19 protein-coding genes and 1 pseudogene are annotated in these 20,730 nt (G+C 75.9%); 14 read left to right on the top strand and 6 right to left on the bottom strand.

What is annotated here, in order from left to right:
- Positions 1-45 precede the first annotated feature (45 nt).
- On the bottom strand, positions 46-1,257 hold the full coding sequence (locus ACIQVD_RS17185) for a GNAT family N-acetyltransferase (protein WP_402290082.1): 1,212 nt from the start codon (positions 1,255-1,257) through the stop codon (positions 46-48).
- A gap of 105 nt (positions 1,258-1,362) precedes the next feature.
- Here ACIQVD_RS17185 and ACIQVD_RS17180 point away from each other — a divergent pair, with 105 nt between their 5' ends.
- Positions 1,363-1,914, top strand: a complete 552-nt coding sequence (locus ACIQVD_RS17180) for an HD domain-containing protein (RefSeq protein WP_402289902.1) — start codon at positions 1,363-1,365, stop codon at positions 1,912-1,914.
- A gap of 58 nt (positions 1,915-1,972) precedes the next feature.
- Here ACIQVD_RS17180 and manA read toward each other — a convergent pair whose 3' ends face one another.
- Positions 1,973-3,166, bottom strand: coding sequence for a mannose-6-phosphate isomerase, class I (gene manA, locus ACIQVD_RS17175; protein ID WP_400682825.1), 1,194 nt, complete (start codon positions 3,164-3,166; stop codon positions 1,973-1,975).
- A gap of 198 nt (positions 3,167-3,364) precedes the next feature.
- Between manA and ACIQVD_RS17170 the strand changes: the two genes are divergently transcribed.
- The 4 genes and pseudogenes from ACIQVD_RS17170 (at position 3,365) to ACIQVD_RS17155 (ending at position 7,044) form a co-directional block, all read left to right on the top strand.
- Entirely contained in the window at positions 3,365-4,288 is a 924-nt protein-coding gene (locus ACIQVD_RS17170) for an MBL fold metallo-hydrolase (RefSeq protein ID WP_400682827.1), read from the top strand.
- A gap of 66 nt (positions 4,289-4,354) precedes the next feature.
- Positions 4,355-4,945, top strand: a pseudogene (locus tag ACIQVD_RS17165) (molybdenum cofactor guanylyltransferase); the annotation flags it as partial.
- Positions 4,946-5,494: 549 nt separating this feature from the next.
- Positions 5,495-5,803 (top strand): DUF6457 domain-containing protein, encoded by a 309-nt coding sequence (locus tag ACIQVD_RS17160; protein WP_402289898.1) that lies wholly within the window; start codon positions 5,495-5,497, stop codon positions 5,801-5,803.
- Between the two features lie 14 nt (positions 5,804-5,817).
- Positions 5,818-7,044 carry a molybdopterin molybdotransferase MoeA gene (locus tag ACIQVD_RS17155; protein ID WP_402290079.1) on the top strand — a complete coding sequence of 409 codons (1,227 nt, stop codon included), beginning with the start codon at positions 5,818-5,820 and terminating at the stop codon, positions 7,042-7,044.
- A gap of 117 nt (positions 7,045-7,161) precedes the next feature.
- Here the strand turns inward: ACIQVD_RS17155 and ACIQVD_RS17150 are convergent, their stop codons facing one another.
- On the bottom strand, positions 7,162-8,220 hold the full coding sequence (locus ACIQVD_RS17150) for a potassium channel family protein (protein ID WP_400684132.1): 1,059 nt from the start codon (positions 8,218-8,220) through the stop codon (positions 7,162-7,164).
- Between the two features lie 200 nt (positions 8,221-8,420).
- Between ACIQVD_RS17150 and ACIQVD_RS17145 the strand changes: the two genes are divergently transcribed.
- The 5 genes from ACIQVD_RS17145 (at position 8,421) to ACIQVD_RS17125 (ending at position 14,567) form a co-directional block, all read left to right on the top strand.
- The gene (locus ACIQVD_RS17145) at positions 8,421-9,404 is read left to right on the top strand and encodes an NAD(P)H-quinone oxidoreductase (protein ID WP_400682834.1); all 984 of its coding nucleotides are present in this window, start codon (positions 8,421-8,423) and stop codon (positions 9,402-9,404) included.
- 103 nt (positions 9,405-9,507) lie between these two features.
- Positions 9,508-10,548, top strand: coding sequence for a hypothetical protein (locus ACIQVD_RS17140; RefSeq protein WP_402289895.1), 1,041 nt, complete (start codon positions 9,508-9,510; stop codon positions 10,546-10,548).
- Between the two features lie 91 nt (positions 10,549-10,639).
- Positions 10,640-11,260 (top strand): bacterial proteasome activator family protein, encoded by a 621-nt coding sequence (locus ACIQVD_RS17135; protein WP_402289892.1) that lies wholly within the window; start codon positions 10,640-10,642, stop codon positions 11,258-11,260.
- A gap of 103 nt (positions 11,261-11,363) precedes the next feature.
- The gene (locus ACIQVD_RS17130) at positions 11,364-12,686 is read left to right on the top strand and encodes a protein kinase (RefSeq protein ID WP_402289890.1); all 1,323 of its coding nucleotides are present in this window, start codon (positions 11,364-11,366) and stop codon (positions 12,684-12,686) included.
- A 180-nt stretch (positions 12,687-12,866) separates the two neighbouring features.
- Positions 12,867-14,567 carry a protein kinase gene (locus ACIQVD_RS17125; RefSeq protein ID WP_402289887.1) on the top strand — a complete coding sequence of 567 codons (1,701 nt, stop codon included), beginning with the start codon at positions 12,867-12,869 and terminating at the stop codon, positions 14,565-14,567.
- Between the two features lie 14 nt (positions 14,568-14,581).
- Here ACIQVD_RS17125 and ACIQVD_RS17120 read toward each other — a convergent pair whose 3' ends face one another.
- Entirely contained in the window at positions 14,582-15,667 is a 1,086-nt protein-coding gene (locus tag ACIQVD_RS17120) for a phosphotransferase enzyme family protein (RefSeq protein WP_400682844.1), read from the bottom strand.
- A 58-nt stretch (positions 15,668-15,725) separates the two neighbouring features.
- The gene (locus ACIQVD_RS17115; protein WP_100837255.1) at positions 15,726-16,385 is read right to left on the bottom strand and encodes a response regulator transcription factor; all 660 of its coding nucleotides are present in this window, start codon (positions 16,383-16,385) and stop codon (positions 15,726-15,728) included.
- On the opposite strand from ACIQVD_RS17115, the gene ACIQVD_RS17110 reads away from it, so the two are divergent.
- From ACIQVD_RS17110 to ACIQVD_RS17095, 4 genes are all read left to right on the top strand, one after another.
- Positions 16,341-16,466 carry a hypothetical protein gene (locus ACIQVD_RS17110; protein WP_255410759.1) on the top strand — a complete coding sequence of 42 codons (126 nt, stop codon included), beginning with the start codon at positions 16,341-16,343 and terminating at the stop codon, positions 16,464-16,466. The genes ACIQVD_RS17115 and ACIQVD_RS17110 overlap by 45 nt on opposite strands.
- A 231-nt stretch (positions 16,467-16,697) precedes the next feature.
- A complete protein-coding gene (gene pdhA / locus ACIQVD_RS17105; protein ID WP_400682847.1) occupies positions 16,698-17,849 on the top strand; it encodes a pyruvate dehydrogenase (acetyl-transferring) E1 component subunit alpha in 1,152 nt (383 codons plus the stop codon).
- Positions 17,849-18,823, top strand: a complete 975-nt coding sequence (locus ACIQVD_RS17100; protein ID WP_370447637.1) for an alpha-ketoacid dehydrogenase subunit beta — start codon at positions 17,849-17,851, stop codon at positions 18,821-18,823. Before pdhA ends, ACIQVD_RS17100 begins: the two co-directional genes overlap by 1 nt.
- Positions 18,824-18,837: 14 nt before the next feature.
- Positions 18,838-20,298, top strand: coding sequence for a dihydrolipoamide acetyltransferase family protein (locus tag ACIQVD_RS17095; RefSeq protein WP_402289882.1), 1,461 nt, complete (start codon positions 18,838-18,840; stop codon positions 20,296-20,298).
- A gap of 61 nt (positions 20,299-20,359) precedes the next feature.
- Here ACIQVD_RS17095 and ACIQVD_RS17090 read toward each other — a convergent pair whose 3' ends face one another.
- Positions 20,360-20,623 carry a helix-turn-helix domain-containing protein gene (locus ACIQVD_RS17090; RefSeq protein ID WP_402289880.1) on the bottom strand — a complete coding sequence of 88 codons (264 nt, stop codon included), beginning with the start codon at positions 20,621-20,623 and terminating at the stop codon, positions 20,360-20,362.
- Positions 20,624-20,730 lie beyond the last annotated feature (107 nt).

The following is a 20,730-nucleotide window of genomic DNA, read 5'->3' as shown; positions in this document are numbered from 1 at the left end:
GCCAGGAGCCCCCGCGGACCTCGTCCGCGGGGGCTCCGCCGCGTCTCAGAACCAGTGCAGGCAGTGCGGTGCGCGGTCGGCGCGGAACAGGGCGTCGGCGCGGGCGGCGGCTTCGGGGTGGTGGGGGCGGAGGTGGCCGGCCCGGGCGAGGGTGCTGGGGGTGGTGCCGCCGAGCAGGATCGAGCCGAGGTCGCTGATGTCGAGCGAGAGGTCGGGGGCGCGGTCGGTGGGGACGCAGGTGGCCTCGCCGTCGCGGACGGTCAGCAGGTGGCGGTGGTGCTCGCCGAGGAACGGGTCGTCGACGTCGAGGACGAGCGTGCCGTCGGTGCTCCAGCCGCGGGCGGTGAGCGCGCCGGGCACGTCCAGCACCCGGGCCCAGAGCCAGTCGGTGTGCTTGCCGGGCTGGCCGGCGCCGTAGTCGGCGAGCAGCCAGGGCAACGGGTGGTCGGGCGGGACGTGCTTGAACACCACCTGCTCGACCAGGTCGTGGCCGAGCAGGTAGCGGGCCAGCGCGGCGTACGCGGCGTCGGTGGTGGCGACGGTCTCGTCGGCCACCAGTGAGCGGCCCTCCTCGACGCTGTAGCTGGCGTACCCGTCGGGCCGGCCGGCGGCGTCCCGGTGCAGGGCGACGTAGCGGGGCTTGGGGGCGACCGGGGGCTGGCCCGCGCCGCGCTCCCACCAGCGGTGCGGGCGGGAGACCGAGCCGGGGCGCAGCCGCCGGTAGTCGTCGTAGACCTGCTCCAGCAGCGGCACCGCCCTGTCGCGGTGCAGCAGTTCGACCGTCCCGGCCTCGGCGGCCCCGGCCCGGGCGGGGGCGAGGGCGGCGCGCTGCCGGGGCACGGTGTAGCGCTGGGTGTAGGTGGCGGGCCCGTAGCCGAAGCGGCGGTAGATCAGCGATTCGGAGGCGAGCAGCACGGCCAGCACCTCGCCGCGTCCGCGCAGTTCGGTGAGCTGGTGGCGCATCATCGCGGTGAGCACGCCCCGCCGCCGGTGCGAGGGCAGCACGCCGACGGCCGTCACCCCGGAGACCGGGACGATCCGCCCGCCGGGGAGGGTGAGTTCGAAGGTGTACGCCCCGGCGGTGCCGATCGGCCGGCCGTCCGCGTCGTGGGCGAGCAGGCCGCGCTCCGGTTCGAACGCCGACCACCAGACGCCGCCGCCGTCCGCGCCGGGCGGGTCGACGAACATCCCGAACGCGGCGTGCATGGTCTCGACGAAGAGGTCGAGGTCCTGCTCGGTGGTGGGCCGGATGTCGATCAATGCCGCCGCCTTCCGCGGTCGCCGTCGCCTGTCCGGGCCAGTGCAGCCCGCTCGCCCGTCCACGGTCAAGGGATTAAACGGGGTCGGGTAGGGTCGCCCGCCATGGACGATGACCTGGAACTGCTGCCGCTGCCGGACCGGGCGGCCGAGCTGCTGGCCGGGGCGGGGGCGCCGCCGCGGCTGGTGGCGCACCTGCGGCTGGTGCACGACGTGGCGGCGCGGCTGGCGGACTGGGCGGCGGAGCGCTGCCCGGAGCTGGCGGTGGACCGGGAGGCGGTGCTGTTCGGGGCGGCCACCCACGACATCGGGAAGGCGGTGCACCGCTCGGAGCTGTCCGGCCCGGGCTCGGCGCACGAACCGGCCGGGCGGGAGCTGCTGCTGGCGGCGGGGGTGGCCCCGGAGCTGGCCCGGTTCGCGGCCGGGCACGCCGACTGGGGCCCGTCCTCCACGGCCGAGGACCTGCTGGTCTGCGTGGCCGACAAGGTGTGGAAGGACAAGCGGGTCCCGGAGCTGGAGGACCTGCTGGTCGACACCCTGGCGCGGGCGGGCGGCGGGGAGCGCTGGACGTGGTTCCTGGCCCTGGACGAGCTGCTCACCGCGATCGGCGCGGACGCCGGGGCGCGGCTGGCGTACCAGGGGCGTTTCCCGGTCTGAGCCGGTCTGAGCCGGTCCGGTCCGGTGCTGCTCCCGGGCCCGATCCCGGCCGGGGCCGCTAGTCGAGCGTGACGGTGCTGCGGAAGACGGTCGCGCCGGGGCCGGTGAGCAGCGTCGCGGTGCCGTCGGCCGGCAGGAACGCGGACTCGCCCCGGTGGAGCGTCAACGTCCGTCCTCCCGAGGAGAGTTCGGCCGTTCCGGCGGTGCAGAGCAGGATCTGCGGGGCGTCGCCGGGCAGGGTGGCGGGGCGGTCGGTGAGTTCGTAGCGGGAGAGCCGGAACTCGTCGATCGGCACCGGGTAGTGCCGTTCGCCGTCCGGGCCGGGCGCGGGGCGCAGGATCTCCGGGCGGCCGCCGCGGAAGTCGACCACCTCGAGCAGTTCGGGGACGTCCACGTGCTTGGGGGTGAAGCCGCAGCGCAGCACGTTGTCGGAGTTGGACATGATCTCGACGCCGGTGCCGCGCAGGTAGGCGTGCGGCAGCCCGGCACCGAGGTAGAGCGCCTCGCCGGGCTGGAGCCGGACGTGGTTGAGCAGCAGGGCGGCGACCAGCCCGGGGTCGCCGGGGTGCTCGGCGGCGGCGAAGGCGTACCCGGCCAGCTCGCCGGTCGGGTCGGTGGGGGCGGCGGCGGTGACCGCGCGGGCGACGGCGGCCACGGTCTCCCGGCCGGCCGCGCCGGTCAGGCCGAGCGCCCCGGCGAGTGCCCCGGCGAGCGCCTCCGGTTCGGGCTCGGTGCGCAGCAGGTCGATCAGCGGGGCCAGCCCGGGGACGTCGAGCGAGGCCATCAGGGCGGCCGCGTCGGCGGGGGTGCGGAAGCCGCAGAGTCCCTCGAACTCGCCGAGCGCGCAGATCAGTTCGGGCTTGTGGTTGTCGTCCTTGTAGTTGCGCTCCGGGGCGTCCAGCGGGATGCCGCGGGCCTCCTCCTCGGCGTACCCGGCCCGGGCCTGCGCCCTGGTCGGGTGGGCCTGGATGGAGAGCGGCAGGGCGGCGGCGAGCACCTTGAACAGGAACGGCAGCGTCGGCCCGAACCGCTCGACGGAGGCGGCGCCCAGTTCGCCGACCGGGTCGGCGGCGATCAGCCGGTCCAGCGGGACGGGGCCGTCGCCGCGGTCGACCAGGGACGGCGCGCCGGGGTGGGCGCCCATCCACAGCTCGGCCTGGGGCGCACCGGTGGCGGGCCGTCCGAGCAGCTCGGGGACGGCGGTGGTCGAACCCCAGGCGTAGTCGCGGACGGTGTTGTCGAGCCGGTCCATCAGTGCTCCCGGAATGGTGTGTGCGCGAGGTGCCCGGTGGCCGGGGACCAACGACAATAGTCGACGCCCGCGGTGGCCCGGGGGGTTGCGGTGATCACCCTCCTGGGCGCGCCCACCCGGCGGCGCGGGGGCCTTCCGGCCAGGCTGGACGGGACGGGCCGGCCCGCGCCCGCCGCCGCACCGACCAGGGGAGCAGCCGTGACCGCGTCACCGTCCGACGAGAGCGCCCCCGGCCACCGGGCGGACGCCGCACCGGCCGTCCGCCCGTTGGAGGTCGAGGTCTTCACCGGCCCGGAGAGCGCGTTCTTCGCCACCTCCAGCTTGATCATGGGCGAGCGCACGGCGATCCTGGTCGACGCCCAGTTGACCCGCAGCGCCGGGCGCGAGCTGGCCGAGTGGATCGCCGGCAAGGGGCGCGAGCTGCTGGCGATCGTGGTCAGCCACCAGCACCCCGACCACTACTTCGGCGCGGAGGAGGTGCTGCGGCTGTTCCCGGCCGCGCAGCTGCTGGCCGCGCCCTCGGTGGTGGAGGGCATCGGGCGGACCGCGGCGGCGAAGGTCGCGCAGTGGAAGCCGGTGTACGGCGACGACGTCCCGGACCAGCCGCTGCTGCCCGCGCCGCTGCTGCCGCGCCCGCTGATGATCGACGGCCAGCTGATCCGGGTCCTGCAGCTGGGCCAGGGCGACAGCGCGGGCTCCACCATCACCCACCTGCCGAGCATCCGCACCGTGGTCGCGGGCGACTTCGCCTACAACGGCACCCACGTCTGGACGGCCGACACCGACCCGGACGCCCGCGACCAGTGGTCGCACAACCTGGTCCGGATCGCCGACCTCGGCGTGGACCGGGTGATCGCCGGGCACCGCGCCCCCGGCATGGACGACGCCGCGCACCGGGTGCTCGCCTTCACCGCCGGCTACCTGCGCGACTTCGACGAGGCCCTGCACGACCACCCCGAGGACGCGGAGGCGCTGGCCGCCGCGGTGAACGAGCGCTACGGCGGCCTGACCCTGCCGGCCATCCTGGAGCACGGCGCGGCCGCGAACGTCGCGCGGCGGGAGGTCCCGCACGAGGACAACGGGATCGTGGACGCGGAGATCGTCGACGGCGACGATCAGTGACCCCGAGGGGGCGGTGCCGGGGGAGCGGCCCCGGGGGAGCGGCGGCCGGGGAGTGATACTGCGGGGGTGACGCGGAACGGGTACGACGCGGTGGTGGCGGCCGGCGGGGCGGGGCGACGGCTCGGCGGGATCGACAAACCCGCCCTGACGGTCGGCGGACGCCCGCTGCTGGACCGGGTGCTGGCGGCCTGCGCGGACGCCCGCGAGGTCCTGGTGGTCGGCCCCGAGCGGCCCACCGAGCGGGCCGGGGTGCGCTGGCTGCGCGAGGAGCCGCCGGGCGGCGGCCCGCTGGCGGCGGTGGCCGCCGCGCTGCCCGCGGTGACCGCGCCCCGGGTCCTGCTGCTCGCCGCCGACCTGCCGTTCCTGGACCGGCCGACGGTGGGGCGGCTGCTGGCCGCGCTCGACGGGGACGGCGGCCCGGACGGCGCCCTGCTGGTCGACGCCGACGGCCGCGACCAGCCGCTGGCCGCCGCCTACCGCACCACCGCCCTGCGCGCGGCGCTCACCGCCCTCGGCGACCCGTCCGGCCGCCCGCTCCGCCACCTGCTCGCCCCGCTCCGCCTGACCCGCCTGCCCGACCCGGCGCACGCCTCCTTCGACTGCGACACCTGGCCGGAGCTGGCCGCGGCCCGCGACCGGGCGGGGCGGGAGGCCGGGGAGTCCTGAGGAGGAGGGGGACGGAGTCTGCGCACGCCAGGCAGGTCCGGCGACGGCCTCCTCGACCCTGCGGCACCCGGCCGGAGCCGCCTGCGGCCCGGGGCCGGGCGGGCTTCGGCGGGTTCGGGCCCGGTGGCGGGTGTGGGAAGGGTGGTCGGCCGGAGCCGCCTGCGGGCCGTGGCCGGGCGTGGTGTGGGGGCGGGCGGTGGGAGAAGCGCGGAGTCGGGTCCGCTGGCGGGCTTCGGTGGGGCCGGGTGCGGGACGGGCGGCTGGCCGGACCCGGCGCGGTTCGAGATCGTTCGGGGCGCGGGGCCGGGCGGCGCGCGAAATGGAGTCGGGCCCGGTGGGGGGCTTCGGCAGGTCCGGGTCCGGTGGCGGGCGTGGGAAGGGTGGTCGGCCGGAGCCGCCTGCGGGCCGTGGCCGGGCGGGGTGCGGGGGCGGCTTCGGCGGGGTGCTCACGGCGGGTGGGGGCGGGGGGTGAGCGAAACGACGTGTGGCGCTCACCGGGGAAGCGGTCGGCGGGTGCCCGGATCGGGCAGCATGGGCGTCATGGAGCGCACATTGGACGAGTGGATGGCCGCGGCCGCTGCCGAGCTGGGCGTGGACCTGGCGGTGGACGTGCGCGGGCTGTTGGACATGACCCGGGTGGTCGCGCACGGGGTCGAGCGGCCGGCGGCGCCGCTCACCGCGTTCCTGGTCGGCTACGCGGCGGCCGGGGCCGGTGGCGGCGCGGCGGCGGTGGCCGAGGCGAACGCGAAGGCGGTGGCGCTGGCCGAGCGCTGGGCCGCTGCCGCTGCCGCTGCCGCTGCCGCTGACGACGCCGACGCCCCGGCGGCCGACGGCGCGGACGGACGATGAGTGGGCCGGCGGGGATGGGGACGGTGGACCCGGCCGGTGACGTCCGGGTGACCTCGGCGGCGGCCACCCTGCGCGGGTGCCCGTGGCGGGCGGCCCGGGACGCGGCGCGGGCGGCGGCGGCCCGGCCGCTGCCGGTGGAGCGGGTGGAACTGGCCGCGGCGGCGGGGCGGACGCTGGCCGAGCCGCTGGCGGCACTCACCGACCTGCCGGCCTTCGACACCTCGGCGATGGACGGCTGGGCGGTGGCCGGTCCGGGGCCGTGGCGGCTGTCCGGCCGGGTGCTGGCGGGGCAGCCGTGCGCGCCGCTGGCGGACGGCGCGGCGGTGGAGATCGCCACCGGTGCCCAGTTGCCGCCGGGCGCCACCGGGGTGCTCCGGCGCGAGCACGGCGCGCTCACCGAACGTCCGGACGGCGCGGCCCAGTTGCGTGGTGAGGTGGTGCCCGGGCAGGACGTCCGGCCGCGCGGGCAGGAGTGCGGCCGGGGCGAGGAACTGCTGCCCGCGGGGCTGCCGGTGACCCCGGCGGTGCTCGGGCTGGCCGCGGCGGCCGGGCACGACCGGCTGGCCGTGCACCGCCGTCCGACCGTCGAACTGCTGGTGCTGGGCGACGAGTTGCTGATGGTGGGGCTGCCCGGTCCGGGCCGGGTGCGGGACGCGCTCGGTCCGCTGCTGCCGCCCTGGCTGGCCGGGGCGGGGGCCGAACTGCTCGGCAGCCGCCACGTCCGGGACGACTTCGGGCTGCTGCGGGACGCGATCCGGCACTCGCCCGCGGACCTGGTGCTCACCACCGGCGGCACCGCCGCCGGGCCGGTGGACTTCCTGCACGCCGCGCTGGAGGCCACCGGCGGGCACCCGCTGGTGGACGGGGTGGCGGTGCGGCCCGGGCACCCGATGCTGCTGGCGGCGCTGCCCGGCGGCCGTCACCTGGTGGGGCTGCCCGGCAACCCGCTGGCCGCGGTGGCGGGCACCGTCACGCTGGCCCTGCCGCTGCTGCACGCGCTGTCCGGCCGGGCCGGGCCGGTCGCCGGTCCGGTCGAGCCGCTGGCCGCCGCGCTGCCCGGGCACCCCGTCGACACCCGGCTGCACCCGGTGCGCCGGACCGCCGCCGGGCTGGCCCCGCTGCCGCACGACGGGCCGGCGATGCTGCGCGGTCTGGCCCGGGCCGAGGCGCTGGCGGTCGTCCCGCCCGGCGGCCTGGCGGCGGGGGAGTGCGCGGAGGTGCTGGCGCTGCCCGCGGCCTGAGCCCCGGAATCCGTCGGGCGGGCGGGCGGGCGGACGGGCGGACGTGGGGGGGGGGGGGGGGGGGGGGGGGGGCGGGCCCCCCCCCCCCCCCCCCCCCCCCCCCCCCCACGTCCCGGGTCAGTGGGTGACCGGGGTGCCCTGCTTGATGACGATCAGGCGGTCGGTGAGCTGGAGCACCGCGGCCTCCGGCTCGGTGTAGTTGAGCACCCGGCGGCCGCGGACCACCGCCACCACCAGGTCGTCCAGCTCGCGCGGGCTGCGTCCGGCCTCGGCCTTGGTGACCGGGCGCTCGGTGACGTCCAGGCCGTTGCCGTAGGTCAGCAGGTCCTCCATCACCGCGCCCGCGTTGGGGCTGAGCATCGACATGCCCAGCAGTCGGCCCGCCGAGCTGGAGGAGGTGACCACCACGTCCGCGCCGCTCTGCCGCAGCAGCGGGGCGTTCTCGTCCTCGCGGACGGCGGCGACCACGGTGGCGCCCTTGTTCAGCTGGCGGGCGGTCAGGGTGATCAGGGCGGCGGTGTCGTCGCGCTCGGGGGCGACCACCACCTGGGCGGCGCGCGGCAGTTCGGCCCGGATCAGGGTGGCGGCCCGGGTGGCGTCGCCGAGCACGCCGACCAGCCCGTCGTGGGTGGCCTGCTCGACGGCCTTGGCCTGCGGGTCGACCACCACGATGGACTCCTTCGGGACGCCCTGCCCCAGCAGGGTGTCCACGGCGCTGCGGCCCTTGGTGCCGTAGCCGATGACGACGGTGTGGTCCCGCACGGTGTGCCTCCAGCGTTCGATCCGCCACTGCAGGCGGGTGCGTTCGGTGAGCACTTCGAGAGTCGTGCCGACCAGGATGATCAGGAAGACCACGCGCAGCGGCGTGATCACGAGGATGTTCACCAGCCGCGCGCCGTCGCTCACCGGGGTGATGTCGCCGTACCCGGTGGTGGAGAGGGTGACGGTGGCGTAGTACGCCGAGTCGAGCAGGCTGACCGAGGTGTCCGCGTTGTCGTTGTAGCCCACGTGGTCCGCGTACACGATCAGCGTGGTGGCCACCAGCACGCCCAGCGCCAGCAGCAGCCGGCGGGCGACCTGGAGCGTCGGCGGCCGGCCCGGCCGGGACGGGAGGGCGATCCGTCGGGTGGGGTCGTTGGTGTCGGTGCCCGCGTCCCGGAAGAGACTGCGCGTCAGGAAGGACGGTCGGGCACCCGGGTCCTGGGGCGGGATGGTTTTCGGCACAGGGACAAGGATGGGGGGTCGGGCCGCCCCGGGGTGACGGCGGGGCCGGAGTGTCGCCACCCTGTCCGGTCCGCCCCCGAGGCCCTGACGGACTGTCCGTTGACGGCGAGGGGGGCGGGGTGCGCGGGAGCGGGAGGCGTAGCGTGGCGGCCATGCGAGCCATCACGATTCCCGAGCCCGGCGGCCCCGAGCGGCTGGTCTGGGCCGAGGTACCCGATCCCGTCCCGGCGGCCGGCGAAGTGCTGGTCGAGGTCGCCGCCACCGCGGTCAACCGCGCCGACCTGCTGCAGCGCCAGGGCTTCTACGATCCGCCGCCCGGCAGTTCCCCCTACCCCGGCCTGGAGTGCGCGGGCCGGATCGTCGAGGTCGGCCCCGGGGTGGCCGGTTGGGCGGTCGGCGACGAGGTGTGCGCCCTGCTCGCGGGCGGCGGCTACGCCCAGCGGGTGGCCGTCCCCTCGGGTCAACTGCTGCCCGTACCCAAGGGGTTGACGCCGCAGCAGGCGGCGGCGCTGCCCGAGGTGGCCTGCACGGTGTGGTCCAACGTGTTCCAGGTCGCCCACCTGCGCCCCGGCGAGACCGTCCTGCTGCACGGCGGCGCCAGCGGCATCGGCACCATGGCGATCCAGCTGGCCAAGGCGGTCGGCGCCCGGGTCGCGGTCACCGCGGGCAGCCCGGAGAAGCTGGCCCGCTGCGCCGAGCTCGGCGCCGACCTGCTGATCGACTACCACCGGCAGGACTTCACCGCGGAGCTGACCGCGCTCGGCGGGGCCGACGTGATCCTCGACATCATCGGCGCCAAGTACCTGGAGCGGAACATCGACGCCCTGGCGGTCAACGGCCGCCTGGTGGTGATCGGGCTGCAGGGCGGCGCCAAGGCCGAGGTCAACCTCTCCGCCCTGCTGGCCAAGCGGGCCGCCCTGGTCGCCACCAACCTGCGCGGCCGCCCGCTCGGCGAGAAGGCCGCCATCGTCGCCGCCGTCCGCGAGCACGTCTGGCCGCTGGTCGAGGCGGGCGCGGTCCGCCCGGTGGTCGACCGGGTCCTGCCGATCACCGAGGCCGCCGAGGCCCACCGGGTGGTCGAGTCCGGCGCCCAGGTCGGCAAGGTGGTCCTGGAGGTGCCGGGAGCCACCGACTGACGGTCGACATGCCCGGATTGTCCGAGTGTGTGAGTCTGGTCACAAGCTGTTCCGCCTCCGCCCGCACCCCGCTGCGGGCGGCCGTCGGGAGGACCTGCTTTCCATGCTCGCTCGCCGCCGCCCCGCCCCCGCCGTCCCGGCCCGTGCCACCGCCTGCCCGCCCGCGCTGCGCCGCTGGGCGGCGCTGACCGGGGTGGCGCTCCCGCTGCTGCTGGCCGCTCCGGCCCTGGCCGCCGACCCGGCGGCCGGGCCGCGGCAGCAGGCGCAGGCCCAGCTGGACGCGGCCCGGGAACAGGCCCGGGCGCAGCTGGACGCGGTGCGCGAGCAGGTGGCCGGGCTCGTGGCCGGGGCCGCGGCGCCACCGGTGAGCCCGGCGCCGGGCGGCGCGATATCCGGGCCGCCCGCTCCGGCCCCCGTCCCCGGGACGGCCGCCCCGACCGCCGCCTCCACCCGCACCGCCACCGTCCCGGCCGCGCCGGTCGCCCCCGCGGCTCCGGCCGCCCCGGTGGAACCGGCCGGACCGGCCGAGCCCGCCGCGCCGGTCGAGTCGGCGGAGCCGTCCCCGGCCGCCCCGGCCCCCTCGTCCGCCGCGCCGTCCGCCCCCTCGTCCACCGCACCGTCCGCCGCGCCCACGCCCGCAGCGTCCCCCGGCCCCGCGGAGCAGCCCGAGCCGGCCCCCGCCCCCTCCCCCTCCTCCCCGCCCGTGCCCGGGTACGGGCGGCACCAGCAGGCGGTGGTGCCGCCGCTCCCGCCGTCGCCGGAGCCCTCGGACGGCGGGACGGCGGAGGCAAGCGGAACGGCGACCGTGGCGGCCTCCCCGGTCCGTCCGGCGCCGCCGGCCCGACCGGGCGGGAGCGGCGCCGGACGGCAGGCGGCGCCCGCGCCGGAGGCGGCACCGCCCGGCCGGAGCGGCCCGGCCGCGGACCCGGCGGAGGACGAGGCGCTGCCGGACGGGGCGGGGACGGCCGACCCGGGGACGCCGCCGGAGGCCGCGGGCGGGGCGCTGGCCGCCGGGCCGGTGGTGCCGGCCGTGCCGCCGCTGCACTGGGACGATCCGTCCCTGCGGCTGCTCCCGCTGGGCGCCGGGCTGGGAATGATCGGCCTGGGTCTGGGTTTGATCGGGCTGAGGCTGCGTAGGCGCTAGGCCGGCAGCGGTGAGACGGAGCGGACGGGGCGGGACGATCGGCGGTCCGGCTTCGTTGACCTCCGTAGCGGACGAAGCATATGAAGGAGCTATGACCAACCCGATGAACGAGCGGTCTCAGCAGGAGCACTTCCTGGCGGCACAGGCGGCGAACGGGAGGCCGGAGGACAGCCCGAAGGTGCTGATCGTCGGGCCGGACGGGATGGCGGTGGGCACCGCGCCGGCCGGCGGGCTCGGACGGGGCGACGGGGACGACGAGCCGCGCGAGCTGCCGGTGACCGAGATGGTCGAGCAGCCGGCGAAGGTGATGCGGATCGGCAGCATGATCAAGCAGCTGCTGGAGGAGGTGCGGGCGGCGCCCCTCGACGAGGCGAGCCGGGCGCGCCTGAAGGACATCCACGCCAGCTCGATCAAGGAGCTGGAACTGGGCCTGGCCCCGGAGCTGGTCGAGGAGCTGGAGCGGCTGTCGCTGCCGTTCGCCGACGACACGATCCCGACCGAGGCCGAACTGCGGATCGCCCAGGCGCAGTTGGTGGGCTGGCTGGAGGGCCTGTTCCACGGCATCCAGACCGCGCTGTTCGCCCAGCAGATGGCCGCCCGGGCGCAGTTGGAGCAGATGCGGCGGGCGCTGCCCCCGGGCCTGCAGGGTGCGGAGGGCGACCCGGAGGAGGGCGTCCCGGGCCGCGGAATCCGCTCCGGTCCGTACCTGTAGCCCTACCTACGGTGGCCTTGTCGGGGCCGCGCTTCGGCGCGGCCCCGAACCGCTACCCTGACCGGTGTCCGGAAGTACCGCGCGCCGAGGGGGAGCTGGGACCATGACTGAGGGCACCACCGAGGGGTACTCGCTCGGGCACGGCCGGTACGTGCTGCAGCGGATGCTCGGGCAGGGCGGCATGGCCTCCGTCCACCTGGCCCACGACACGGTGCTCGACCGTCAGGTCGCGGTGAAGACGCTGCACACCGAACTGGGCCGGGAGGCCTCGTTCAAGGAGCGGTTCCGGCGCGAGGCGCAGGCGGTGGCCCGGCTCCAGCACACCAACATCGTCTCGGTGTTCGACTCCGGCGAGGACGTCGCGGCGGACGGGTCGACCACGCCGTACATCGTCATGGAGTTCGTCGAGGGCCGTTCGCTCAAGGACGTGCTGGACGAGCAGGTGACCACCCTCGGGGCGATGCCCAACGAGCAGGCGCTGAAGATCACCGCCGCGGTGCTGGCGGCGCTGGAGGCCTCGCACGACCAGGGGCTGGTGCACCGCGACATCAAGCCGGCCAACGTGATGGTGTCCGGCAAGGGCGTCGTCAAGGTGATGGACTTCGGCATCGCGCGCGCCCTGCAGTCCGGCGTCACCTCGATGACGCAGACCGGCATGGTGGTCGGCACCCCGCAGTACCTCTCGCCCGAGCAGGCGCTCGGCAAGAGCGTGGACGCCCGGTCCGACCTGTACTCGGTGGGCTGCATGTTGTTCGAACTGCTCAGCGGGCAGCTGCCGTTCGACGGCGACTCGGCCTTCTCGATCGCGTACAAGCACGTGCAGGAGACCCCGCCGGCGCCGTCCACGCTGAACCGGGCGGTCACCCCGGGGATCGACGCGCTGGTGGAGCGGGCGCTGCGCAAGGACCCGGCGCACCGGTTCCCGACCGCGGAGGCGATGCGCGAGGAGGTGGAGCGGGTCCTGGCGGGGGAGCGGGGCGGCGGCAACACGCCGCTGCAGGCGTCCACCCCGCTGGTGATCGGCGAGGGGCCGCGCTCGGTGCACGCCGCGCCGTCGCTGACCAACTTCCCGCCGGTGCCCGGCCCGCAGGCCGGTCCGCCGTCGGTGCAGCAGCCCTACCGGCCGGCGCCCGGCCCGCAGACCCCGCCGCCGTACGCGGTGCCCACCCCGCAGCCGTTCCCGCAGGCCGCGCAGACCCCGCCGCCGTTCCCGCAGCCGGCCTTCCCGCAGCCGTTCCCGCAGAGCACCCCGGGGCCCTTCCCGGCCCAGGCGCACACCCCGCCGCCGATGCCGTACCCGGCGGCGCCGGTCAACGAGCGCAACGGCTGCTCGACCGCCGCGGTCGTGATCTGCGTGATCGCCGGTGTGCTGATGCTGGCGTTCATCATCCTGATGGTCGTGGTGGCCAGCGCCGGCAACTCCTGACGGCGGCGGGCGCAGCCGACCGACACGGTACTCGAACCGGGGTGCCGACAGGCTCGCGCCACCCGAAGCCACCCCCGCGTGCGCCGTCCCGTTCCACGCCGGAGGGCGCGAGACGGTAGCGTGCTGAAGAAGAACCGACAGGGCGAGCGCGCGCCGAGCGGGTGCCCGGGGCGAGGAGCGATGGGTCAGAGCGAACGACCGGACGACGACGGGGACCAGCGGCCGGAGGTGCCCGGGGCGGACGCCCGGGACGGGGACGCGGGACGCCCGGACGAGGCCACCGGACCCACCGAGGTGTTCCCGACCGGCCCCCGAACTCCCGGGCGCGGCAGCGCCGTTCCGTTCCCCACCGTCGGCGACGGCCGCTACCGGCTGACCCGGCGGCTGGGCCGCGGCGGGATGGCCGAGGTGTTCGCCGCCCAGGACATCCGGCTGGGCCGCACCGTCGCCGTCAAGCTGCTGCGCTCGGAGCTCGCCGAGGACGACACCGCCCGGCTGCGCTTCACCCGCGAGGCGCACGCCGTCGCGGCGCTCAACCACCACTCGATCGTCGCGGTCTACGACACCGGCGAGGAGCAGCACGGCGGGGAGTCCACCCCGTACATCGTGATGGAGCTGGTCGAGGGCCGCACCGTGCGCGAGCTGCTGGTGGACGAGGAGGCGCCGCCGGTCGACCAGGCGCTGATCATCACCGCCGGGGTGCTGGAGGCGCTGGCCTACAGCCACCGGCACGGCATCGTGCACCGGGACATCAAGCCGGCCAACGTCATCATCACCACCACCGGCGCGGTCAAGGTGATGGACTTCGGCATCGCCCGGGCGCTGGCCGGCGGCGCCACCACCATGACGCAGACCGGCATGGTGATGGGCACCCCGCAGTACCTCTCGCCCGAGCAGGCCCTCGGCAAGTCCGTCGACCACCGCTCCGACCTGTACGCGGCCGGCTGCATGCTGTACGAACTGCTCACCCTGCGGCCGCCGTTCGTCGGCGAGACCCCGCTGTCGGTGGTCTACCAGCACGTCCAGGACGCGCCGGTGCCGCCGTCCCGGGCCAACGACCGGGTGCCGCCGCAGCTGGACGGGCTGGTGCTGCGGGCGCTGGAGAAGAACCCCGACGACCGGTTCCAGAGCGCCGACGAGTTCCGCGCCCACCTGCAGCACGCGCTGCGGCAGATGCACGGCGCGGCCGGCGCGGGCCACCCGGCCGCCGCGGCGGGGCTGGCCGCCGCCGGGGCCGGAGCCTGGGACGCCACCCCGCCGACCGGCTCCGCCTCGCTCACCGAGCCGATGAACCCGGTCGCCGGGACGGCCGCCACCGAGGCGCTGCCCTACCAGGTCACCTCGGCCTACCGGACGCCCGCGTCGCCCTACCCGGCGGCGGTCGGGGCCGGCGGCGGGGGCGGCAGCAGCAGGGAGGACGACGAGGAGCCGGGGCGGCGGCGCAACCCGTGGGGCTGGGTGCTGGGCGCGGTCGCGCTGGTGCTCGCCGCCACCATCGGGGTCGCGCTGGCGCTGACCGCCAACGACGACCACCCGCAGGGCCCGCAGGACCAGCGGCCGACGGCGCCGGTGCAGAGCGCCAGCACCCGCGCCACCGACCAGCCGAGCGAGCAGCCCACCACCCAGGCGCCCAGCCGCACCCCGAGCAGCAGCAGCCGGTCGGAGAGCACGACCCCCTCGTACTCGCCGTCCGCGTCGCCCTCGACCAGCCCGTCGGCGTCGCCCTCGACCAGCCCGTCGCGCTCGTCGTCGGCGTCGCCCTCGGCCAGCGCGACCGGGACCAAGCCCAGCGAGTCGGCCAGCGCCCCCGCCTCCAACTCGCCCAGCTCGAACCCGTCCAGCACCGGAGCGGCCGTCGGAGGGCTGCCGCCCGTCCAGTAGGCGGTGCGGACAGGTCAGTTGGCGAACGCGTCGATGACCTGCTCGTACTCCTCGCACCACCAGTCCAGTTGCCCGGCCGCCGCCGGGAACAGCGGGTCGGCGCGGTGGTCGCGGCGCTGGTAGTGCCACTGCAGCATCCACAGGTCGTTCAGCCGCTCCCACCAGACCCGGTGGACGGCGCGGGCGACCTGTTCGGCGTCCGCGGCGCCGGTGGCCCGGTAGGCGCGGGCCCAGTGGCGGACCCGGGGCAGGTCGAGGACGCCGGTGGCGCGGTCGTTGAACAGCAGGGTGGCGGCCCGGACGGCCTCCTCGGCGACCGGGTGCGGGGCGAGCTTGTCCCAGTCCAGGACGGCGCTGACGGTGTCGCCGCGGTAGAGCACGTTCAGGCCGTGGAAGTCGCCGTGGGTCCAGCCGGTGGGCGGGGCGTCGGCCGGGCCGGGGCGGCGGTGGCGGTGGGCGGCGAGCAGGTCCAGGCGCTGGGCCAGGTGCTGTTCGGCCTGCCGGTCGAAGGCGTCGTAGGGGCGGTGGGCGCGGGCCAGCGCGCGGAGTTCGGCGATGATCCGCTCGGTCTCCTCGACCTCGGCGCTGAGCACCCCGGCGGGCTGCCGCAGCGGGGCGCACACCTCGGCCAGCGTGCCGTGCAACACCCCGAGCAGGGCGCCGAGTTCGCCGCACCGGGCCGGGTCGAGGCCGGTGCCGTGCCGGTGGTGCCCGGCGACCCACGGGTAGAGCGCGAACAGCCGTCCGCCGCGCGCGGTGACGGTGCGGCCGCCGGTGTCGGCGAGCGGGGCCGGCACCGGCAGGCCGCGGGCGGCCAGTGCGGTGGTGGCGCGGTGCTGGGCGGTGATCGCGGACCGGTTGGCGGTGGCCCGGTCGACGTAGCACTTGAGGAAGTAGCCGCCCTCCGCGGTGGTGATCCGGTAGCCCCGGTTGAGCAGGCCCTCCGCGACCGGTTCCACCGCGAGCGGCGGCGGGATGCGGTAGGCGCGCAGGACCCCGGCCACGGCGGCGTGCGCGACCGGGGGGCTGAGGGTTCCGACGGGGGGAGCGGTGGCGTCCGGGCGGGCCGGCGCGAGGGAGATGGTCTGACCGTCCGTCACGCACAGAGCCTATTACTCGGCGTGATGGGTGCTTGACACAGCGTGTGCGAATCTGCTCTCAGTGCTGCTGGTCGGCCTGCCGGCGGGCGACGTAGGCGGCGGCCTGGGTGCGGCGCTCCATGCCCATCTTGGCCAGCAGGCTGCTGACGTAGTTCTTCACCGTCTTCTCGGCCAGGTGCAGCTCGTTGCCGATCTGCCGGTTGGTCATCCCCTCGCCGATCAGGTCGAGGATGCGGCGCTCCTGTTTCGTCAACTGGGCGGTCCGCTCGTCCTCCTTCTCGCCGCCGTCCCGCAGCCGGGCCAGCACCCGGCTGGTGGCCACCGGGTCGAGCAGGGACTTGCCGGCCGCGACGTCGCGTACCGCGGAGAGCAGGTCGGTGCCGCGGATCGCTTTCAGGACATATCCGGAGGCCCCCGCCATGATCGAGTCGAACAGCGCCTCGTCGTCGGAGAAGGAGGTGAGCATCAGGCACTTCACCGAAGGGTCCTGGGAGCGGATCTCCCGGCACACCTCGACCCCGTTGCCGTCGGGGAGCCGGACGTCGAGCACCGCCACGTCCGGACGGACCGCCGGAATGCGGTTGAGCGCCTCGGCCGCCGTTCCCGCCTCGCCGACCACCTCGATGTCGCCCTCCATCGAGAGCAGGTCGTGCACGCCGCGCCGGACCACTTCGTGATCATCAAGGAGAAAAACCCTGATATGTCCGTTATCAGTCATTTGCAAAGCGTCGCACAAATCGATGCCGGTTACCCCCTTTCGCAGCGGCCCGTGCCCGGATACCGTGCGCTGGTGTCCTGACCGGAACGGGCGAACCGCGCCACACCTGCGGTCACCCCCGCCGGGGAACAACTAGGACGTCCTAGCGCAAGCGCGCCAAAGGGCGTCGCTGGGTAACGTTCTCGTGAGGACGCCGTCGGAAAGGGAACACCGCCTGCCCGCACTGGTGCGCACACCCACGCGCGCGAGCCGGGGAGGCGACCGGACCGGCCGCCGGCGACCCCGGGTGGCCGGACAGACCGAGGAGTGAACGTGACCGTCAAAAGCACGTCGAGGGCGCGCAAGAAGGCCGCCCCCGGCGTCCCTGACCCCGCCCGGGCCGGCGCCACCGCCGAACCCGAGCTCGTCCAGCTGCTCACCCCGGAGGGCGACCGGGTCGACAACCCGGAGTTCCCGCTCACCGTGACGCCCGAGGAGCTGCGCGCGCTCTACCGGGACCTGGTCCTGGTCCGGCGCTTCGACGCGGAGGCCACCTCGCTCCAGCGCCAGGGCGAACTGGGCCTGTGGGCCTCGCTGTTGGGGCAGGAGGCGGCCCAGGTCGGCTCCGGCCGCGCGATGCGCACCGGCGACTACGCCTTCCCCACCTACCGCGAGCACGGCGTGGCCTGGTGCCGCGACGTCGACCCGCTGAACCTGCTCGGCATGTTCCGCGGCGTGAACCACGGCGGCTGGGACCCGAACGAGAAGAACTTCCACCTCTACACCATCGTGATCGGCTCGCAGACCCTGCACGCCACCGGCTACGCGATGGGCATCGCCAAGGACGGCGCGGACGACGCGGTGATCGCCTACTTCGGCGACGGCGCCTCCAGCCAGGGCGACGTCAACGAGGCCTTCACCTTCGCCTCGGTCTACAACGCGCCGGTGGTGTTCTTCTGCCAGAACAACCAGTGGGCGATCTCCGAGCCCACCGCCGTGCAGACCCGCATCCCGCTCTACCGCCGCGCCGCCGGCTTCGGCTTCCCCGGCGTCCGGGTCGACGGCAACGACGTGCTGGCCGTCCTCGCGGTCACCCGCTGGGCGCTGGACCGCGCCCGCACCGGCCAGGGCCCGGTCCTGGTCGAGGCGTTCACCTACCGGATGGGCGCGCACACCACCTCCGACGACCCGACCCGCTACCGGCAGTCCGAGGAGACCGAGTCCTGGAAGGCCAAGGACCCGATCCTGCGGCTGAGGGCCCACCTGGAGCAGGAGGGCCTCGCCGACGAGGCGTTCTTCGCCGGGGTCGAGGCCGAGAGCGAGCAGCTGGGCCTGCGCGTGCGGGAGGGCGTCCGCTCGATGCCCGACCCCGACCCGACCCTGATCTTCGACCACGTCTACAGCGAGCCGCACGCCCTGGTGGACGAGGAACGCGCCGAGTACGAGGCGTACGCCGCCTCCTTCGAGGGTGGGGAGCACCACTGATGGCCGGCCAGCTCAGCATCGCCAAGGCGCTCAACGAGGCGCTGCGCAAGTCGCTGGAGAGCGACCCGAAGACCGTCCTGATGGGCGAGGACATCGGAAAGCTCGGCGGCGTCTTCCGGATCACCGACGGCCTCCAGAAGGACTTCGGCGAGGACCGGGTGATCGACACCCCGCTCGCCGAGTCCGGCATCGTCGGCACCGCGATCGGCCTCGCGCTGCGCGGCTACCGCCCGGTGGTCGAGATCCAGTTCGACGGCTTCGTCTACCCGGCCTTCGACCAGATCGTCACCCAGCTCGCCAAGATGCACGCCCGGGCGCTCGGCCACGTGAAGATGCCGGTCACCGTGCGCATCCCGTTCGGCGGCGGCATCGGCGCGGTCGAGCACCACAGCGAGTCGCACGAGGCGTACTTCGCGCACACCGCCGGCCTGCGGGTGGTCAGCCCGTCCAACGCGCACGACGCGCACTGGATGCTGCGCCAGGCCATCGAGTCGGACGACCCGGTGGTCTTCCTGGAGCCCAAGCGCCGCTACTGGGACAAGGGCGAGGTCGGCGAGGACCCGATGCTGCCGCTGCACGCGGCCCGGATCGCCCGGCCCGGCACCGACGCCACGCTGATCGCCTACGGGCCGATGGTCAAGGTCTGCCTGGAGGCCGCGAAGGCCGCCGAGGAGGACGGCCGCCGGCTGGAGGTGGTCGACCTGCGCTCGCTGTCGCCGATCGACTTCGCCACCCTGGAGGAGTCGGTCAAGCGCACCGGCCGCGGCATCGTCGTGCACGAGGCCCCGGTCTTCCTCGGCCTGGGCGCGGAGCTCGCCGCCCGGCTCACCGAGCGCTGCTTCTACCACCTGGAGGCACCCATCCTGCGGGTCGGCGGCTACCACGCCCCGTACCCGCCGTCGCGCGTCGAGGAGACCTACCTCCCCGACCTGGACCGCGTGCTCGACGCCGTCGACCGCACGTTCGCCTTCTGAGCCGGGGAGCGAAGATGACCACTGGTGTTCACTCGCTCCGCGAGTTCAAGATGCCCGACGTGGGCGAGGGCCTGACCGAGGCCGAGATCCTCACCTGGTACGTGAAGCCGGGCGACGCCGTCACCGACGGGCAGGTGGTCTGCGAGGTGGAGACCGCCAAGGCCGCCGTCGAACTGCCGATCCCGTTCACCGGCGTGGTCGAGGCGCTGCACTTCCCGGCGGGCGCCACCGTCGACGTCGGCACCCCGATCATCGCGGTGGCCGTCGCGGGCGCCGCGCCCGCCGCCGCCGCGCCCGCCGCCGCCGCGCCCGTGGTGCCCGCGCCCGCGACCGCCGCGGAGGCCGAGCCGGAGCCGGAGCGCCGCGAGGTGCTGGTCGGCTACGGGCCGCGCACCGGCTCGGCGCAGCGCCGGACCCGCCGCAGCAACGGGACGGCCGCGCCGACCGCACCGGCGCCCGCCCCGGTGGCTCCCGCCGCCCCGGCTCCCGAGCCGGTGGCCGTCGCGCCCGTCGCACCCGCCGCTCCCGTCGTCGAGGGGGAGCGCCCGCTGGCCAAGCCGCCGGTGCGCAAGCTCGCCAAGGACCTCGGGATCGACCTGCGCGCCGTGGTGCCGACCGGCCCGAACGGCGTGATCACCCGCGAGGACGTGCACGCCGCGGCGAACACCGCCGCCGGGACGGCCGTCGAGCCGGTTGCCGTCCAGGCGGCCCCGGCGGCCCAGCCGACCGCGCCGGCCGTCGCCGCGCCGGTGCGGCCGGTGCCGGACGCGTCCGGGGACGTCCGGGTGCCGGTCAAGGGCGTGCGCAAGGCCACCGCGCAGGCGATGGTCGCCTCCGCGTTCACCGCGCCGCACGTCACCGAGTTCGTCCAGGTCGACGTGACCCGGACGATGAAGCTGGTGCGCCGGCTCAAGGAGAGCGGAGAGCTCGGCGCCGGGGTGCGGGTCAGCCCGCTGCTGCTGGTCGCCAAGGCGCTGCTGACCGCCGTCAAGCGGTACCCGGAGGTCAACGCCAGCTGGGACGAGGCGGCCCAGGAGATCGTCATCCGGGGCGCGGTCAACCTCGGCATCGCCGCGGCCACCCCGCGCGGCCTGATCGTCCCGAACATCAAGGACGCCGGCTCCCGCACCCTCTCCCAACTGGCGGTCGCGCTCGGCGAGTTGGTGGAGACCGCGCGGCAGGGCAAGACCTCTCCGGCGGACATGGCGGGCGGCAGCATCACCATCACCAACGTCGGCGTGTTCGGCGTCGACACCGGCACCCCGATCCTCAACCCCGGCGAGGCCGCCATCCTGGCCTTCGGCGCGGTCCGGGAGCTGCCCTGGGTGCACAAGGGCAAGGTGGTGCCCCGGCAGGTCACCACGCTGGCGCTCTCCTTCGACCACCGGCTGGTCGACGGCGAGCTGGGCTCCAAGGTGCTGGCGGACGTCGCCGCGGTGCTGGAGCACCCGAAGCGCCTGATCACCTGGGGCTGAGCCGCCCCCGCCCCCGCGGGCCCCGTTCCGGACGCCGGAGCGGGGCCCGCAGCCGTTCCGGTCAGCCCCGGGTGGCGCGCCAGCCGGCCCGGGCCAGGGCGTGGAAGTGCTCGGCGTCCGGGTGGCCCAGGCCGAGGGCGGCGCAGAGCAGGGCGGCGGTGGCGGGGCGCGGGCCGGACGTGCCGCGCTCCAGGTCGGACAGGGTGCGGACGCCGAGCCCGGCCTTGGCGGCGAGTTCGCCCTGGGTGAGCCGGGCGTCCCGCCGGTGTCCGCGCAGGGCGCGTCCGAACGCCGCGCGCGGGTCGGTGCGCTGCTGGGTCTCCATGCGGTGCTTCCCCCTGTCGTTCCCCCGTTCGGCAGGGTATCCCGCCCGTCCGCCGGTCGGCCGGGCTACCGGTCGGTTGTCCAACTCCGGCGCGCCGGTCGGTACTT

This window comes from Kitasatospora sp. NPDC090308, from assembly GCF_044769485.1.
Taxonomy (GTDB): Bacteria; Actinomycetota; Actinomycetes; order Streptomycetales; family Streptomycetaceae; genus Kitasatospora; species Kitasatospora fiedleri.
This window is presented reverse-complemented; position numbering and strand designations above follow the sequence as displayed.

Bases quoted from the DNA above. Each gene is read 5' to 3' on its own strand.
- ACIQVD_RS17135 (WP_402289892.1), top strand. From the start codon at position 10,640: ATGACCAACCCGATGAACGAGCGGTCTCAGCAGGAGCACTTCCTGGCG.
- ACIQVD_RS17180 (WP_402289902.1), top strand. From the start codon at position 1,363: ATGGACGATGACCTGGAACTGCTGCCGCTGCCGGACCGGGCGGCCGAG.
- manA (WP_400682825.1), bottom strand. From the start codon at position 3,166: ATGGACCGGCTCGACAACACCGTCCGCGACTACGCCTGGGGTTCGACC.
- ACIQVD_RS17125 (WP_402289887.1), top strand. From the start codon at position 12,867: ATGGGTCAGAGCGAACGACCGGACGACGACGGGGACCAGCGGCCGGAG.
- ACIQVD_RS17095 (WP_402289882.1), top strand. From the start codon at position 18,838: ATGACCACTGGTGTTCACTCGCTCCGCGAGTTCAAGATGCCCGACGTG.
- ACIQVD_RS17115 (WP_100837255.1), bottom strand. From the start codon at position 16,385: ATGACTGATAACGGACATATCAGGGTTTTTCTCCTTGATGATCACGAA.
- ACIQVD_RS17100 (WP_370447637.1), top strand. From the start codon at position 17,849: ATGGCCGGCCAGCTCAGCATCGCCAAGGCGCTCAACGAGGCGCTGCGC.
- ACIQVD_RS17130 (WP_402289890.1), top strand. From the start codon at position 11,364: ATGACTGAGGGCACCACCGAGGGGTACTCGCTCGGGCACGGCCGGTAC.
- ACIQVD_RS17090 (WP_402289880.1), bottom strand. From the start codon at position 20,623: ATGGAGACCCAGCAGCGCACCGACCCGCGCGCGGCGTTCGGACGCGCC.
- ACIQVD_RS17145 (WP_400682834.1), top strand. From the start codon at position 8,421: ATGCGAGCCATCACGATTCCCGAGCCCGGCGGCCCCGAGCGGCTGGTC.
- ACIQVD_RS17140 (WP_402289895.1), top strand. From the start codon at position 9,508: ATGCTCGCTCGCCGCCGCCCCGCCCCCGCCGTCCCGGCCCGTGCCACC.
- ACIQVD_RS17155 (WP_402290079.1), top strand. From the start codon at position 5,818: ATGGGGACGGTGGACCCGGCCGGTGACGTCCGGGTGACCTCGGCGGCG.
- ACIQVD_RS17160 (WP_402289898.1), top strand. From the start codon at position 5,495: ATGGAGCGCACATTGGACGAGTGGATGGCCGCGGCCGCTGCCGAGCTG.